Source organism: Tessaracoccus yangjingae, assembly GCF_055326235.1.
The window spans coordinates 50464-64888 of the sequence record NZ_JBUZNN010000006.1; the positions used below are offsets into that span (position 1 = coordinate 50464).

At 67.0% G+C, this 14425-nt stretch carries 13 protein-coding genes; 3 read left to right on the forward strand and 10 right to left on the reverse strand.

Annotation, left to right across the window (positions count from 1 at the left end; translation table 11 throughout):
* Positions 1 to 58: 58 nt before the first annotated feature.
* The 3 genes from ACZK5D_RS10045 to ACZK5D_RS10055 are packed head-to-tail and all read left to right on the forward strand — an operon-like array spanning position 59 to position 4789.
* Complete coding sequence (locus tag ACZK5D_RS10045; protein WP_463665293.1) at positions 59 to 1561, forward strand: WD40 repeat domain-containing protein; 1503 nt, start codon at positions 59 to 61, stop codon at positions 1559 to 1561.
* Complete coding sequence (locus tag ACZK5D_RS10050; RefSeq protein WP_463665202.1) at positions 1561 to 2889, forward strand: lipase/acyltransferase domain-containing protein; 1329 nt, start codon at positions 1561 to 1563, stop codon at positions 2887 to 2889. Before ACZK5D_RS10045 ends, ACZK5D_RS10050 begins: the two co-directional genes overlap by 1 nt.
* Entirely contained in the window at positions 2882 to 4789 is a 1908-nt protein-coding gene (locus ACZK5D_RS10055) for a hypothetical protein (RefSeq protein ID WP_463665203.1), read from the forward strand. Before ACZK5D_RS10050 ends, ACZK5D_RS10055 begins: the two co-directional genes overlap by 8 nt.
* 367 nt (positions 4790 to 5156) lie before the next feature.
* Here the strand turns inward: ACZK5D_RS10055 and ACZK5D_RS10060 are convergent, their stop codons facing one another.
* The 10 genes from ACZK5D_RS10060 to ACZK5D_RS10105 form a co-directional block, all read right to left on the reverse strand.
* Entirely contained in the window at positions 5157 to 6311 is a 1155-nt protein-coding gene (locus ACZK5D_RS10060) for a tyrosine-type recombinase/integrase (protein ID WP_463665204.1), read from the reverse strand.
* Between the two features lie 618 nt (positions 6312 to 6929).
* Positions 6930 to 7733, reverse strand: coding sequence for an alpha/beta fold hydrolase (locus ACZK5D_RS10065; RefSeq protein WP_458993969.1), 804 nt, complete (start codon positions 7731 to 7733; stop codon positions 6930 to 6932).
* Between the two features lie 96 nt (positions 7734 to 7829).
* Entirely contained in the window at positions 7830 to 8546 is a 717-nt protein-coding gene (locus tag ACZK5D_RS10070; protein WP_458993970.1) for a M50 family metallopeptidase, read from the reverse strand.
* A 28-nt stretch (positions 8547 to 8574) separates the two neighbouring features.
* Positions 8575 to 9849 (reverse strand): acyltransferase family protein, encoded by a 1275-nt coding sequence (locus ACZK5D_RS10075; protein ID WP_458993971.1) that lies wholly within the window; start codon positions 9847 to 9849, stop codon positions 8575 to 8577.
* 87 nt (positions 9850 to 9936) lie between these two features.
* Positions 9937 to 11028 carry a S1C family serine protease gene (locus ACZK5D_RS10080; RefSeq protein ID WP_463665205.1) on the reverse strand — a complete coding sequence of 364 codons (1092 nt, stop codon included), beginning with the start codon at positions 11026 to 11028 and terminating at the stop codon, positions 9937 to 9939.
* Between the two features lie 104 nt (positions 11029 to 11132).
* Positions 11133 to 12407: an MFS transporter gene (locus tag ACZK5D_RS10085; protein ID WP_458993973.1), complete on the reverse strand. Its 1275-nt coding sequence runs from the start codon at positions 12405 to 12407 to the stop codon at positions 11133 to 11135.
* A gap of 102 nt (positions 12408 to 12509) precedes the next feature.
* A complete protein-coding gene (locus ACZK5D_RS10090; RefSeq protein ID WP_458993974.1) occupies positions 12510 to 12905 on the reverse strand; it encodes a hypothetical protein in 396 nt (131 codons plus the stop codon).
* A 31-nt stretch (positions 12906 to 12936) separates the two neighbouring features.
* A complete protein-coding gene (locus ACZK5D_RS10095; protein WP_458993975.1) occupies positions 12937 to 13089 on the reverse strand; it encodes a hypothetical protein in 153 nt (50 codons plus the stop codon).
* Positions 13090 to 13483: 394 nt separating this feature from the next.
* Positions 13484 to 14017 carry an HdeD family acid-resistance protein gene (locus tag ACZK5D_RS10100; RefSeq protein ID WP_458993976.1) on the reverse strand — a complete coding sequence of 178 codons (534 nt, stop codon included), beginning with the start codon at positions 14015 to 14017 and terminating at the stop codon, positions 13484 to 13486.
* A gap of 204 nt (positions 14018 to 14221) precedes the next feature.
* Positions 14222 to 14425: a cold-shock protein gene (locus tag ACZK5D_RS10105; protein WP_458996536.1), complete on the reverse strand. Its 204-nt coding sequence runs from the start codon at positions 14423 to 14425 to the stop codon at positions 14222 to 14224.

The window sequence follows — 14425 nt, forward strand, 5'->3', positions numbered from 1 at the left end:
GAGTGTCGACCGCCCGGAGGGAATCCCTCTCCCTGGTTCAGTCCGCCGGGTTGTCGGAGTGGCGTTCGCGACGCTGCCCGACGGACGCATCCTGTTGGCTACAGCTGACTACGCAGGGACCGTTCGACTGTGGGACCCGATCACCGGCACCTCTGTCGGACAGCGACTCTCGGGCCATTTCGAGGCGGCGACCACCATTGCGTTCGGGCGGATGGTCGACGGACGCCCTTTGCTCGCCACCGGCAACGCGTATGGGACCGTGATGTTGTTGGATCCTACAACCGTCACCCCGGCCGCGGCCCCCCGCACCATTCACAGAGAAGTCACGGCAGTGGCATTCGGGACCTTGGACGACGGACACACCCTCCTCGCAACTGGCAGCACGGACCACACCGTCAGCCTGTGGGACGCGACAACCAGAACCATGGTCGGCGCTCCACTCAGCGGTCACACAAAGAGCGTCACTTCTGTGGCGTTCGGGAGGTTGCCCGATGGGCGCACCCTGCTCGCCACCGGCAGTGAGGATCGGACGGTTCGATTATGGGATCCAACCATTGGCGCCACGGCAGGGAACTTCGGCGGCAAAGGTCGCAACAGCGCAGTTATCGGGATGGCGTTGGTTTCGATGCCGGATGGACACACCATGCTGGCCACCACCCATGAGGGTTGGACAGTCAGGTTCTGGGACCCGATCGCCGGTATCCCTGGCGCCTTCTCTCTCGGTGGCGAGAACGGCACGTCGACCGAGGTCGTGCTGGTCACGTTGCCCGATGGAGGAACGAAGCTCGCCCCCAGCGCAGGACCGCACGGACTTAGGCTGAGCGACCCGACTACCGACGCCCATTTAGGGAACAGGGTCGTACATTCGCGTGACTGGGTGGTCGCGACCGGAGCCTTGCCTGACGGCCGTACCTTGGAGGCCACAGCCGTTGGCGGAGTCGTCGAACTGAGGGACACAGCCGTGATGAGGGCCTGGAGGACCCGACCAGCGACTGAAGGGCTCATCGTGCTGACCGGCCACGCGGGTGAGGTGACCAGGCTGGCTTTCGGGACCCTTTCCGACGGTCGTACCCTTCTCGCCAGTGGCAGCACTGACCAGACAGTCCGGTTGTGGGACACAGCCACGGGCGCTCCCGCTGGGGAACCTCTCACCGACCACAGCGGCGAGGTGACGGGGGTGGTGTTTGGGCAGCTTCCCGGTGGAGGCACTTTGCTTGCCACTACGAGTAGGGATCAAACGGTTCGCCTGTGGGACCCCGTCACCAGCTCCGCAATCGGGAGCCCACTCACCGGCCACGAAGGCCCATTGACTGGGGCGGCGTTTGGGACCCTGCCAAGCGGGCGCACCCTTTTGGCCACGGGTAGCGAGGATCGGACAGTCAGGTTGTGGGACATCACCAGCCTGCGGAAGGGGGATCCACACCCCGCTATTCTCATCGCAACCTACAGGTTGGGCTCACTGACCCCCGAGGCCATCTCGCTCGGCAAGAACCATCTATACATCGCCCTGAACGGGGGCGTCATCGCCTTACATCTGCCGCGCGACGAGGAAGGACTCTGATGTACGACGCCGTTCTGGTTGTTCCAGGGATTATGGGCAGTGAGCTAACGGATAAGCTCACAGGGGAAGTCGTCTGGGGAATGAACCTGGGGACTCTGGTTCGTGGCCGGCTCCTGCACTCACTCGCGGACTTGAAGGTGGGTGAGGATGACCTCGCGGGTGGTGGGCGTATAAGAGCGACCCGTCTGTTGCGTAGAGTCGGGTTCCTCCCTGGCCTCGGGGGTCTAGAGCCCTACAGCTCCCTCTTGGCCGATCTGCGAGACCATGTGCCAGATTCGCGGTCAGTGGTAGAGGCTCCCTATGACTGGAGGTTGTCGATCGCCTCGAGTGCACGGGCGCTCGTCTCCAAGGCTGCTGAGCACCTCGACTCATGGAAGAAGCTGGTCGCGGCCGAACAGCTCCCAACTGACCGCACTGAGATCAGGCTGGTGATCGTGGCCCACTCGATGGGGGGACTTGTCGCGCGGTACGCGATTGAGCAGTTGGGGTTGCACACAGTGGTGCGTCGTCTGATCACTCTCGGGACACCGTTCTACGGATCGGCCAAGTCCTTACGGGTGCTGGCGACGGGAGAGGGGACTCCCCCCCTTGCGTCAGCCCGAGCCGCGCGGGAGTTGGCCGTTACTTGCCCAGGGGTCTATGACCTGCTGCCCCGTTCAGAGTGCGTAACCCAGGCAGGGGTCACCCCCCGCCGGCTTCAGGCGTCCGATCTCGCATCAATCGGGGCATCCGTACGGATGGCTGAGGAGTCGACGGCACGCTGGGAGAAACTGCGGATGGACGACCCTCAGTATTGGATCCCGATGTCCGTCATGGCGGGAAGCGACCAGTCCACAGCGATGACCGTGGCCCTGAACGGCTCAGATCTCAAACTTACGGAGATGGGCTACTCCACAGATGGCGACGGGACTGTCGCGGAGTCAAGCGCCTTACCGCCGGGGATCGAAGCTTTCTACCTGCCTCAGCAACACGAGGCGCTCGCGAAGTCCGCCGAGGGAAGGTTGTTCGCCCGAAAGAAGATGCTGGGTCAGGGGATCGGACGGCAGCTCGGAGCGGGCGACGCGTTGGGCGTCGACGTGCCTGACACTCTGCCCGTTGGACAAGCCACGGCGCGTATCACAGGCGTCGAATCCGTCGGTGATGTCTCCTTCACCAGTGAGGATCTCAGTGACGGGACCACCCGGCTTTGGTCTGCGCAGGTGCGCGACGGCAGCCTCCACTTCACGGCAGCGTTGGGCGGCGGATATCACCGCATATCCGTCTCGCAAGGCGGCACTCCCGTGACCAAGATCATCAACATCGTTGACCCCAAGGAGCTCGATGAGTGAAGGCCAGAGGAGCGTGCTGGCCCCTCGTTTGTTCACCGTGTGCATCGACGAGTACCCCCTTTGCCCGGCACTCAATCTGGGGCAGGACGCTTGCAGCTCCCGAGACTCAGTCGCACGGTCTCTAGCGGGACTAGGGATTGAAGTCGACGAATGGCCTGGCGACAGGGCGTCCCTGGCCGACCGAATGCAGGGGTGGTCGCGCGGCTCCCGCGATCCAGTCGGTGGCAAGATCGAATCGGCGATTGTGTACTGGGTCGGCCATGGCGCACGCCCCACCGTCGGGAACGAGCATCGCTTCCTTCTCGCCACAACGTCGGTGACGTCCAAGACACTCCAGCATCTGGAGTGCATCACAGCCGCCGACCTAGCCGCGGTGCTGATCCAGGAGCAGAAGGACCGACTGGTCCACGATCCGGATGCGTGGCGGATCGTGATCCTCGACACCTGCGAGTCGGGCCCAGGCGTTCGCGATGTCTTCGCCGCTTTCGATAGGGCGGCGCCGCCCAAGAATCTGATCCTCGTCGGGACCACACCCGAGGGTTCGGCATTCACTGGAGACTTTCCCTCGACTCTTCGAATGATCATGGAGGCATTCCCGAACCACGACGGACCCATCCGGGTCAAGGAACTACGCCGCCAGCTAGCCGACTGGCTCGATGACAATCGAGTGCTTGGACAGGTCACGGACCGCGCCACGCTTCCCCCACCTGCCGACCCGCTGCGGGGCGTCACTGCGACGGTGAGCGACCGCACCGAGCTCCGGAAAATCCTCGCCGAACAACCCGAGGCGGCGCTGACCCACTTCATCCCGAAGGCCCAGGGGGGAGAGATCGGGGAGCTTGCCTGGCACTTTGAGGGTCGGCACAACGAACGTCGAACACTCTCACGATGGCTCAACCGCACCGATCAGGGTCTGTTCGCTGTCACCGGAGTGGCGGGATCAGGGAAGTCCGCCCTGCTAGGCATGCTGTATGCCAGTACCCAACCAGAGCTGATGAGGACGCTAAAGGCCCTCGGCTACACGCTGGAAGGGCCGGGTCTGAGCCCTGATCCGGATGTCCGCTTTGATGCGACGATGCATCTAAGCGGACAGGACGTGAGCGACGTTGTCCAAGGCCTCGTCTCTTCCTTATCACTCAACGCCACCCGGGGCATCGACTCCCTGTTTGCCAACATCCGCGACCTCGCGGCATACCGCAGGCTGACGTTCCTCGCGGATGCTCTGGATGAATCTCGGGATCCCTTCACGATTGCGTCAGGGATCCTGCGCCGTCTCAGTCAGATCCCACATGTGCGGGTTGTCGTCGGTACCCGCCAATCCCTCAATGAGGATCCAGACCAACCGACACCGACGGCTCAAGCGCTGCTGCCAGCGTTGACCCCCACAGATCAACTCACGCTACCCAAGGATGAGACGGCGGTGGTCACCTACGTCACCAACAGGCTGCGGGAGACACTTGGAGTGGAAGCTGAAGACTTCGGGGTCCTGATCGGTGCCTGTGACAAACCGTTTCTCTTCGCGCGGCTGGCAGTACATGAAATTCTCGCGGATCCAACGTGGCAGGATAGGGGGCGGCTACCAGATCTCCTCTCCAGCGGTCACCGAGGGGTCTTTTCGCAGGCCGTCACCCGACTGGAACAGAGCAGCCCCGAAACCGCCGCCCTCCTGTGGTCGCTCGCCTACGCCCGTGGACGTGGTTTCCCACGAGTCGACGGCATCTGGGGCATCGCAGCAACAGCTCTACACGGCAGTCGCCTCACCGAAAGACACATCACCCAAGCGCTCGAGGAGGCCGCGCCCTACATCATGATGGACTCCGAGTTTGGGCAAGCCGCTTTCCGATTAGCGCACCGAACTTATCGCGACTACTACCTCGACCGCGACCGCGCTGAACGGTAGAGGGGACCCAACTATTCTGGACGAGTTCCTCGTCAAACCGTGCAGCGTTGATTTCAACGGTCCACACCGAGGTTTGGCGGCTAGCGGGTACGCGCGCCGTGCTCAGCCTTCGCCATCGCGCGGCCGCGTTCATGTCGGCGCCGGGGCGGGTTCTAGTCAACGTCGCAACACCGACGGATTCTGTGAGGCTAGCAGCGCTCTGAACAGCTCCGCAGGAGACCGGTCATCGAGCACGAACCGCGCCGGTCATCCTGATCGGTCTCGAACTTGAGAGCAACTGAAGCTCTCGGCGCTGTTCTGCTTCTTGGGTCACTGCTAGCTATAGCTAGTAACCGCGCCCGATGGGTTGCTGGCGAGTGATCAGGCCTCACTCGGATCCTCCGGCCATCCTGGAGAGTTTGAGCGCAAGCTCGGCGTCCCGGTCGGCTGTGGCGTGTTGGTAGATCAGTGCTGCGCGAACGTCGGAGTGTCCGAGTCGGTTCATGAGCTCGGCCAGTGTCGCGCCGGCTTGGGCGGCCATCGTGGCGCCGGTGTGGCGGAGGTCATGCCAACGCAGGTCGGGACGGCCGGCGACATTTCGGGCTCGTCGGTAGACCTTGTACAGCGCACCGTGCTTCATATTGCCGCCGGACTCCACAGCGGGGAAGAGTAGCCCGTCGGAGCCTTCAGCGGCCCACTCGTCGAGGTGCTGGATGAGCGGGGGCAGTACATGCGGTGGGATCGCGACGTCCCTGATGCCAGCGGCGCTCTTGGGCTCCTTGACGACTGGTGTGTCAGGGTCGGTCCATACGACTGCACGCCGGATGTGGAGCACTCCTGCCGCGGGGGTTCCTGACTTGTCGACGGTGAGTGCGATGTCGCCGCGGCGCAGTTCAGTCAGTTCGCCGAACCTCAGTTGGCACCAAGCCGCGAGGAGGAGCATGGCCCGGTAGCGCTCTGGCATAGCTGAGGCGATGGCATCGAGCTCGGCAAGGGTGGCCGGCCTGATCCTGGCCCCGGCTTTGGTCGGGCTCGTCCTGAGGGTCTTGGCGGTGAGGCGTGCAGGGTTGGTGGCCAACAGGGGAGGGGCGTCGGTGTCCTCATCGGGCTTCGTGGCAGTGTCCAGGATGGCATGCAGCAAGTCGTAGGCCCGCCGCCGGGCTGTCGGGTACTGCGGGCCCTGGTCCTGCCACCACCTCTTCACGGCGGCCGCAGTGATCTGGTCCAAGGTGTGGTGATCGAAGTGCCTGAGCCTGCCTTCGATGAGGCGCCGGTATTCCGAACGTGTCCGGGGGCCCAGCTCTCTTGCTTCGAGCCATGCGCGGGCATAGTCGCCGAAGACCATGGTGGTGGGGTCTGGTGGGGGAGCAGGCTTCCACCGGTGTTCAGTGATGGCGGCCTGTTGCATGGAGAGCCAGGCGGTGGCGTCGACCTTGGCGGCGAATGTGACGGGAGCGCGGTGCTCCGTTCCGTCGGGGCCGGTGTAGCGTGCCTGATATCGGCCCGATGGCAGTTGGCGGATGCTACCGAAGCCGCGCTTCACGCCTCGCTTGTTGCCGCCGCCGCGAGCCGTTGAGGCTGCTTTGCCTAGGCTGACAGTGTTGCTCAAAGGGACCCCTAAACCCGTGCCAGATACGTGCCAGATCGAGTGTACTTTGAAGTCCATTCAGGGGTGTGGACGACGAAGATCACCTCTGCGACATCTGAGGACAGCACGTAGTCAGGGGCGTTGTTGGGCACCAATGTCCGCGGATGTCCAAGCGGTATCGGTCATTTTCAAATCCTGTCAGCCCGACGGTTAAATAGGTAGTCAGAGGCGGTTCCTGGAGACGGGGGCCGCCTCTTCCGTCGTCATCGGGGCTTGACGCCCCATGCGCCCGCGCGGCGAGCTGGCACCCTCGGTGTCCCCGGGCAGGAGCAAACCCCGCGGGAACGGGACTCCAGTGCCGGGGTCCACGCTCAGGGTTTGGAGCAGCGGATGCCACTGTGGACACGTTTCCGCGGGGGGAGGGGTGTCAGCTGGCGCCGGGGTGTGGCCCTGGCCGCGGAGTGGTGCCGGTAGTGGGGGTGACCAACGACGCGGCTGAGCGTGCGGGGCTGCACTGGGGGACTGTTTCCGCGGTGGACGCAGCGGCTGGTTGCTGGGCGGTCTGGACGGGAGTCATCTCTGGGTGTCCAGGAACCGGGCTACAACGTTGGCGAGTTCACCGGGGTGGGTGAGGGCCAGGTCGTGGCCCGCTCCCTCGATGGTGACGCTCTGGGCTGCGGGGAAGAGGTCTGACACCCAGGCCTGGGTCTGGCGGAACCACGGCCCGCTCTCCGTCCCTCCCACGTACAGCACGGGGACGTTCACGCGCGCTGCCTGCTCGGGGCCGTACGCCCAGGACACGAGAGCGGGGATGTCCCGGCTGAAGAAGGCGTCGGCATCGCGCTCGATCCGGGCGACGGAACCCGGCGCCAAGACCTCCTGCCGGGGACGCCAGTCCGGGCCCACGAGCATGCCCATGAAGGCGTCCAGCGCGACGGCGACGCCCTGACGTTGGTGAAGGCCCATGAGGTGCCGAGTTGCAGCGAGGAACTCCGCCGACGCGGGAACGTGCCTGGGCGGTGGTTCGACGAGCGTGAGAGAACGGACCGCGGCCGGGGCCAGCTCGGCCAGCCCGAGGGCGACCGCCGCCGAGTAGCTCACTCCGACCACGTGGACGGGCCCGTCCTCGAGCGCACCGAGGACGGCGAGGCAGTCCTGCGCGTCGGTGTCGACCGACGCGGCGCCTCCGACACCGGCGCTCGACCCGTACCCACGGCGGTCGAATGTGATGACCCGGTACCGGTCGCCAAGCCTGCGGATCAGCGGGACGAGTTCGTCCACGGAGAGTGCGGTCTGTACCACCAGGACCGCATCACCGGAGCCCTCGACGCCGGCCGCCAGCACCCCTCCGGCGACCGGCACCCACGTAGTCGTCATGGACCCACTGTGGCACCCCACGAGGCAGGCGGAAAGGGGCACCTGGCGACGCTGCAGTCACTCGCAGCCTCCAACTCCCGCAATCGTGGAAACGGGTCAGGCCCAGCCGGGCAGGACGCCCGGCAGCATCAGGGCGGTGCCGAGCGCAAGGGCCCCCACCGTGCCTCCGAGCCAGAGCGTGATCCAGAGGACTCGGGGCAGGTGGGTCAGTCGGGCCAGCTGGGCGGCGTCTGAGCCCTCGGTGGTTCGGCGGGGGCTGAGCGCCAGCTCGATCACGGGACGCGGGCCGGCCAGGAGCAGGAGCCAGGCGAGCCCGTAGGCGAGCCACCCGAGGATGTGGGTGGGGGCGTACCAGGTGGCCAGCGCCAGAGCGGCGCCGAGACCGAGGACGACGAGTGCGCCGTGGACGTTGCGGATCTTGAGCAGCATCAGGGCGAGCAGCGCCACGAGGAGCCACAGCATGGCCACCGCGTACCCGGCACCCGCGACCGTGGCGGCGACGAGGCCGACGAGCGAGGCTGCGGGGTAGCCGGCGAGCAGCGTGATCACCATGCCCGCACCGGTCGGCTTGCCGCGCGTGAGGGTCACCCCCGAAGTGTCGGAGTGCAGCCGAATGCCCTGCAGCGATCGGCCGGTGAGGGTGGCCGCGACGGCGTGTCCGGCTTCGTGACAGACCGTGACCGACATCCGGACCGCCGGCCAGGCGAGGATCACGCAGGCCAGCGCGGCCAACGCGATCACCAGGAGCGTGGACGTCTCCGGGACGGGGGTCGTGGCCGAGGCGCGACGCCACAGCTCCTGCAGCAGAGACATGTGGCCAGTGTCCCAGCCGGGCAAAGGCTCAGCGACCGGCCGCGTCGACGGCCGCGATCGTCGGCCCGGTCGGCGAGGTCGGCGGTGCCCCACCCATGCCGAACAACAGCCGGAGGAGCGCCACCCGCCGGATGGCGAACTCGTACAGGCAGAGGCTCACGGCCATGACGGTGAGTGCCACCAGCACGTACATGAGGGGGATCGGCAGCCCCCAGTCGGCGGTCAGGTAGCCGAGAACGACGATGAGCGGCTGGTGGAGGATGTAGAAGGGCAGCACCGCAGCCCCGATGTAGCCGAGGACCGGCCGCGACCTGTTGAGGTGGGCGGAGCCGAAGCCCAGGATGGCCACGATCCAGAGCCAGCCGTTGAGGCTGCGCAGAACCATGAAACCGATGAACCCGGGGGAGCCGACGACGAAGGACGCGATCCCCGAGGCGAGGACCAGCAACGGGACGGTCGTCACCGCGGCGACGATGAGCGAGGGCCACCTGTGCCGCTGGACCGTCGCCCGCAGCCGGGGGTCGCTGACGAGAAAGAAGCCCAGCACCAGGAACACCCAGTACGAGACGAGAAGCCAACCGCCCTCCTCCGTGGTGAGCAGGGGGACGCCGCGCGGCAGGAAGGTCTCCACCACCGCCAACGGTACGGCCAGCAGGTAGATCGCGGCGGGCCGGCACAGGAAGCCCGCGGCAGCCGCCGACGCCCGCTGCCCGCGAGGGGTGCGCAACCACAGGAACAGAGGCAGGGAGAGCAGCGTCAACAGGAACAGGTGGGTGAGGTACCACAGGTGCAGACCGTCCCACGGGAAGTAGCCGCCGAAGCCGTAGACCCCGTCGCTCACGTAGTGGGGCAGGAACTCCCAGAAGGAGCCCTCGAACGGCGGAGCGATGTAGTGCTGGCCCGTCGTGGCCTCGATGTAGACCTGGATCGGCCCGAACACCCACCAGCCCAGGGTCACCACCGGGACGAGCAACCTGAAGGCGCGGCGGCGCATGTAGGCGCCCACCGCGTGGCTGCGTAACCCGAACCAGGTCGCCATGCCCGAGAGGACCCAGAAGAGGGGCATCGTGAACTGGGCCCCCACGGCCATCGGGTAGATCGGCCAGGGCGTCAGTTCGTGGTACTTGACGTGCCAGGCCTGCATGTCGTGCCCGAGCGCGGGCCCCATCGTCGACCATCCGTCGAAGAGCCGGCCCACGTGGTACGCGAAGATCACCAGGATCGCGGCGACCCGGAGCCAGTCCATGTCGTAGTGCCGCCCGCTGGCCTCGGCCGGTTCAGCCGCCCGCCGGGATGTGCGCATGCACAGGATTGTCCTCTCCCAGGAGCCACGGCGTCCCACAATTCGGGATAGGCCTGCGTGAGCGCAAGCGCGGGTGGACGGCTCGGATCAGGGCTGCTCGGCCAGCGTGATCGTGGTCTGTTGCACCGACTGGTCCCGCAGATGCGTCACCGGCACCTCGTCACCCACCTGGGCCGTGGCCAGGAGCCACGCCAGCGCGAAGCTGGTGGCCGGCCCGCCGTCGAGCTCGGTGATCACATCGCCCGGCCTCAGTCCGGCGGCCGCGGCGGGCCCACCCTGCGCGATGGCCTGGACGAACAGGCCCGCCTGGGTGCCGAAGCGTTCGGCCGACTCCTCGGTGATCTCCGCGGTCTGCGCGCCGATCCACGGGTGGGTCGCGCGGCCGTCGGCCACCAGCTGGTCCACGATGCGCTGGGCTGTGCTGGCCGGCACGGCGAACCCGATGCCGACGCTGCCGCCCCCCTGTACCCCCTCGACGTTCGGAGCCGTCGAGATGGCGGTGTTGACGCCCACGAGATCCCCGTCGCAGGTCACCAGCGGGCCGCCGGAGTTCCCGGGGTTGATCGACGCGTCGGTCTGGATGGATCCCACCAGCACCGTTGTGCCCCCTCCGGCCGTGGGCGCGGGAACGTTGCGCCCGAGCGCGCTGACGATCCCGCTGGTCACCGTGCCGGAGAGTCCGAGCGGAGCGCCGAGCGCGACCACCGGCTGGCCGACGCTGAGCTGCGCGCGTGGGGCGATGCGCAGCACCGGCAGGTCGGCGTCGTCGATCCGCAGGACGGCGAGGTCGGTGACGGGGTCCGTGCCGATCAGATCCGCGGGAAGCCGGGCGCCGCTGTCGAGGAGGACCTCGAGGGTGCCGGTGGAGGCGGCTGCGGCGATCACGTGGTCGTTGGTGAGGATCAGCCCCTCGGCGCTGATGATCGCGCCGCTCCCCGAGCCCGATCCGCCAGGGCCCTCGGCGTAGACGGTCACCACTGAGGGCAGAGCGCCGTTGGCCACCCGGACGATGTCACACGGCCCCGAAGCCGGGATGACGCGGACGGCGGCCGCCCCGATGGCGCCACCGGCCACCGCGACGAGGGCCGCCAGCCCGACGAGCTGCGCCCGGTTGAGGGCACCGCGCTGTCCCCACCAACTCCTCTCCGTGGGGCGATCCTGTCCGGCAGGGTTCGTCACGATGGTTGTCCTTCCCGGGTGGGTGGCGGTTCAGTGGCAGGCGTCGGCGTGGTCGACAGAGACGCGGCGCATGGTCTCACCTGATGCCCCGCGGGCCCGGCGCCTCAGGCGGGCGTGGCGGCATCGTCGTGGATCTCGTCGTGCGTCGTCACCCAGAAGAGGCCTGCGACGAGCAGCCCAAGGACGAGCAGGGCCGAGGTGAGCAGGAACGGCCAGCTGCGGTCCATGCTCGACAGCCAGCCGCTGATCCACCCGAAGGGCGCCGTGGCCAGCATCACGACGGTGCGCTGGATGGCCATCACGCGCGAGCGCTCGTTGACGTCGACATGCAGCGCCACCAAGGACTCGGCCAGCATGAACAGGATTCCGCCACCGAACGCGTCGAGGACCAGGCAGACGCCGAGGAGCGCGTACGTGGACAGGGTGGCCCCGCCGTCGGGGGAGGGGATCCCCACCAGGAGCAGCTGGCCCGCCAGGTAGACCCCGAAGCCGATCAGCGTGGGCGCCTTCAGGTGCTTGGCGTGCGTGAGGAGCGGGATGAGGGTGAAGAAGAACAGCACCGACAGCAGCGAGCGGACCATCGGGAAGAACGGCAGCAGCGCGTCCGGCACGCCCAGCCGCTGGTTGATCACCACCTGCCAGAACGTGGCGTTGACCAGCGCGACGGCGCCCACGACGGCGGCGATGGCGAGCGAGAAGAGCGTGCCCTTGGACCGGACGATGAGCCCGAGGACCCCCCGGTACTCCTTCAGCGACGTCCAGATGCTGACGCCACGCGTCTGCTCCATCCGGACCACGCCGGTGGCGGTCTCCGTGGTGTAGCGGTAGAGGATCCAGATCTTGACCGACATGATGAAGAAGGCGTTGAGGTAGAGGATCCGCACCGCCAGCTCGAGCCCCAGGTTGGACACCAGCACTGCCGCGATGGGCGCGAAGAGCGCGGAGAACTCAGCCGCGACCTTGATCAGCGAGTACACCTTCGGGATCTCCGCGCGGTCCACATCCTCGACCAGGAGGCAGTCCCACGAGTTCTGCGTGACCTGCCAGGCACCGTTGATGACGGACGCCACGAGGAACCACCAGAAGTTCTGCGCGAAGGCCCAGATGAGGCAGGGGATCGCCCAGGCGACGATGTCGAAGACGGCGGTGGTCATGCGTCGGCCGAGCTTGTCGGTGATGACGCCGCTGAGCAGCCCGAAGACCACCTGGGACAGCATCGAGATGGTCGCGAGCAGGCCGATCTGCGTGTCCTGGACCCCCAATGCCAGCATGAACACCGAGGCGTAGGGGAGCACCAGCATCATGGACAGCCCCCAGAGGGGCTCGGTGTAGACGGAGGCGCGGCCGTTGCCGCGTAGCCCGAGCAGGGTCACGATCATTGGGTTGGAGCGCAGGCGGAACACCGCCCCAGTCAACCCCGGTATCGGGGCGTTGTCCAATGACGCTCACCGGCGTGGCGGACCCGCGCGGTCACGGCCGATTCAGTCCGGCTGATCGCTGCCCAGGACGTCGATCTCGACGTGATGGCGCCGATCCCACACCAGCAGCGCGTGCACGTGGGCGCCGTCGTTGCGGACGTCCTTCAGCAGGACGGCTGAGCCTCGGAGCACGGCCACCGCGGCGAACCCGAGGCCGCCCCTCCCATCGCCCCTCGCCAGCACGCTCGTCCCGTCGGCGAAACGCAGCCTGACCACGCCGCCGCTGCCGTAGCCCTCGGCGCCGCGCAGCGGAGTGCCCCGGTTCTGGACGCGGGAGAGGGCGGCGAGCAGGTGGCTGGCCAGGTCGGCACGGTGCTCCGCCGCCGCAGCATCAAGTGCGGCGTGCAGGTCCTCGTCGAAGAGGTCGTCGAAGGAATCGCCGGGCGTCCGTTCCCGCATGCTCAAGTATCGCCTCAGGCGTGCGGGGTGTTCAACGGCCAGAGGCGTGCGCCACCCGCTCGACCATCACCTCGACGAACTGATCGGGGGTCTCACCCGAGAGGCCGTGCCCCCCGTCGAGCCAGATGAGCTCCTTGTGGGGTGTGGTCAGCGTCGCGAAATACTTCTCGACGAGTGAGGCCATCGCGTTGACGTCGTCGCGGCCGACGGCCCACTGCGAGTGCGCGGACCCCGCGACGCCGCCGCCAGCCGATCAGCCAGACCAGCAGCGCAAGGTCGGCCGCCAGCAGGGGAAGCCAGACCACGGCCGGCACGGCCGTCGACAGCGGAAGCAGGACGACGGGAAGCACCAGCACCACTGCTGCACCTACGGCGAGGACGGTGGCCCAGGCACCCGGGCGACGAGGCCGCGGGCCACTGGCCGGAGAGTTCATCACGCCTCCAGGAAGGGCTCTGCGTGAATCAGCCTACGCCCCGACCGGCTGCGTGGCCCTCGTATGACGACACCGCGTCGTGAGTCGGTGGGCCGACGCGGCGTGTCGGGAGGGACGCGCTCCCGGGCTCCTACAGGTTGGCGGTCAGTCGCCCTTCACGGGCCGGACCCGGCCGATCAGCATCAGGCTGAGCCCCTCGAGCACCGTCTGGATGCCCAGCAGTACCCCCAGCAGCACGAGGGTGGCGGTGCTGAGGTTGAAGAGGACGTAGAACCCCAGTCCGAGCGAGATCAGGCCGCTGATGATGAGAAGGAGGCGGCCCTTGTCGGCGCTGAACGCCCACGCCATGCGGGTGAGGCCGCTGACGAAGAACGTCACGCCCGCCCCCAGGGTGAGGGCCACGGCGCCGACCACGGGGTTGCGGAGGACGAACAGACCGATCACCGCCAGGATCGCGCCGCCGAGCACTGCGGAGAGGAAGCCGCCCGACTTGATCCGGAAGAACGACCCGACGAGGAGCACGACCCCGGAGAAGAGCGTGGTCCAACCGATGACGAACACCGACATCGCCGTGGCGAACACCGCGTTGCCGAGCAGGAAGAAGCCGGCGACAACCAGGATGATGCCCAGGATGATGTCCCAGGCCGTCCTCTTCGGTGCGGATTCAAGGGTGGACATGCGCGATCCTCTCTCACGTGGTGGCACCAGTATCGCGACGGTGCGTCCCCGCCCGGTTCACCCGCAGTGGGTGATCCCAGAGTGACAGAGGGCCCGCGACGGGGAGGCCGCGGTGGGTCTGCGGGGAAAAACACTGCGACCCCCACCGGAACCGGTGGGGGTCGCAGCCTTGGTGCCCTGGAGGTCTACCTCCGGACGCCAACCTCAGAGAGCGCGGATGTTCGCAGCCTGGAGGCCCTTGGGCCCACGCTCAGTTTCGTACTCAACCTTCTGATTCTCCTCGAGGTTGCGGTGCCCGCTACCCGCGATCGCGCTGAAGTGCGCGAACACGTCGGCTGAGCCATCATCGGGAGCGATGAAGCCGTAGCCCTTGTCGGAGTTGAACCATTTGACGGTGCCAGTGGCCAT